This is a genomic window from Trueperaceae bacterium (genome assembly GCA_036381035.1).
In the GTDB taxonomy this organism is placed as follows: domain Bacteria; phylum Deinococcota; class Deinococci; order Deinococcales; family Trueperaceae; genus DASRWD01.
The window spans coordinates 1-2,100 of sequence record DASVDQ010000102.1 but is presented as its reverse complement, the minus strand read 5'-3'; the positions used below and the strand labels follow the sequence as shown (position 1 = coordinate 2,100).

3 protein-coding genes are annotated in these 2,100 nt (G+C 66.2%); all 3 read left to right on the top strand.

The window, feature by feature from the left end:
- The coding region (locus tag VF202_11965) for a hypothetical protein (protein HEX7040828.1) at window positions 1-350 on the top strand (350 nt) is incomplete at its 5' end.
- A 9-nt stretch (window positions 351-359) separates the two neighbouring features.
- Entirely contained in the window at window positions 360-1,457 is a 1,098-nt protein-coding gene (locus VF202_11960; protein HEX7040827.1) for a hypothetical protein, read from the top strand.
- Between the two features lie 6 nt (window positions 1,458-1,463).
- The coding region (locus tag VF202_11955; protein ID HEX7040826.1) for a hypothetical protein at window positions 1,464-2,100 on the top strand (637 nt) is incomplete at its 3' end.

Genomic DNA, 2,100 nt, shown 5'->3' with positions numbered 1-2,100 from the left:
CTGCGGAGGACGAGCTGGCCGCGGGCGTGGTCCCGGAAGACCTGGTCGCGCAGAGCGAACTGTTCAACAGCGAGTCCGCAGACGAGCTTGCAGCGGGCGTCACGCCGGAGGACGTCGCCGTCATCGGCGACACGCTGCAAGTGCTCGTGGAGGACGTCCTCGACGCCTCCGTGGAGCCGGAGGACGTTGCGGTCGTCGGCAGCGTCCTCTCCGTCCCCATCATTGAAACGGTTGACGCCGCGGTCGCCCCGGAGGGCATCGAGGTGGTCACCATGATCGTGCAGCACGCGCAGGAGGACGAGCTCGACGCGACCGTCACCCCGGAGGACATCCGGGTCCAAACCGTCTAGGAGGATCACATGCAGCAGGCAGGCAGACACCAGCGGACACCAGGCGGGCTTCTCCTGCCCATGCGGGCGACGTTGAAGGGCCGCATCAGGTGGCAGGTGCTGGACGAGCGCGGCATACCCGAGGTGCCGAGGAACCCATCAGGCTTCCCCCTGGCCCCCGCCGAGGGAGTCGAGCAGCCCAACCTCATCACCGACCTCGGCCTCGACCAGATCGCGGCGGCCGACTGCTTCGGCACCGACCCTGGCTCGTCAGCGACATGGCGCAGGTACCTCGCGGTCGGCACCGGCAGCGCGGCACCCTCTGTCGGCGACACGACCCTCGCTGCGGAGGTGCAGCGCGCTGCCTCGAGCGGCTCCTTCTCGAACGGTTCGACGACGTACGAACTCGACGACACGGACGACGTCTGGCGCGCTGAGAGCCTCATCACCCGCCTCGTGACCATGAACGCCGACAGGAACATCGCCGAGTTCGGCCTCTCACCTGAGTCCAGCGGAGCGATTGGAGTTCGCGAGCTGCTCCGCGACGGTGAGGGCGACCCCATCACGGTCAGCCTCCTCAACGGCAAGACGCTGCGCGTGGATCACACGTTGACCGTCGAGCTGCCGGCTCCGGAGGCTGGGACGCCCGCGACGATCAACATCGCTGAGTACGACGCCGGGAACAACCTTATCGGAACGACACCCCTAGATGTTGTTTACGGGGGGCACGTCTACCTGACCGGCAACGAGGCGTGGCCGTTCAATGTCTGGAATCCAAGCTCGGCCAACATCCAGGTTGTACGTCGCATAACGTCCGCCCTTGCCTACGCTAGGCAGAACGCTGTCACTTCTCAGATTGACCCTGACCCGAACACCATTTCAGGCGACAACGTTGCACTTGAGGCGTACGTCGCTGGAACTCATCAGCGCATAAAGCGCAGGACGATCGCCGCTGGGTCACTCAACGCCGCCTGGTACGGATTCATCGTTGCATCTACCTCGGGTGGAAACTTCTCGACGAACCGGTCGGGCTGGCTAGTGCTCTTCACTGACCCTGCCTCGTACACGAAGCAGAACACCGACACCTTGCGCCTCGGTCTCGTCAGCAGCTGGGCCAGGGCCGCCTAGACCCTCATGGCGCTTCCCGAGCCCGTCTCCGAGCAACCGCCGGTCGTCCCACTCGCCCGAGCGATCGAGGCCAGCGGTCGCCTGCCCACCATGGCCGGCGACGCCCGCTCGTACTTCAGCGGGACGGCGTTCGGGAACCAGCTCACCTACATCGACCTCGCCAGCTTCGTCTGGTGGACCTCTCCGCGGCTCGACGCGCCCGTGCGCGTCCACCTTTCAGAGCGTCTCGACGGGATCTTCACCGACGCCCAGCTCGAGGTCACGTTCCTCCCCAACGTCGACCTGCCCCTCGGCGAGACGTACCGCATCGGTGACGAGCTCGCGCCCGACCGAGACCTGTACACGTTCCGCATCGTCGATAAGACCGAGGCCGGCGGGCTCATCACGTACGTCGGCGAGACGCTCGTCGGAGAGCTCAACCGCATCTATCCGAGGGAGAGCTTCGTGCTCATCCCCGGCCAGGACGGCGTCCCCGCGACGCTCACGCCAGGCCTGGCCCTGAGGCTGATGCTCGAGCACTACGGCATCCCCTTCGCCGAGCCGATCCCGGAGTTCTACTTCCGCACGACCCTCGGCGCGTTCACGCCGCAGCTCGACGCGTTCGTGATCGAGCCGGACGTCGAGAACCCCAAGAGCCTCTACG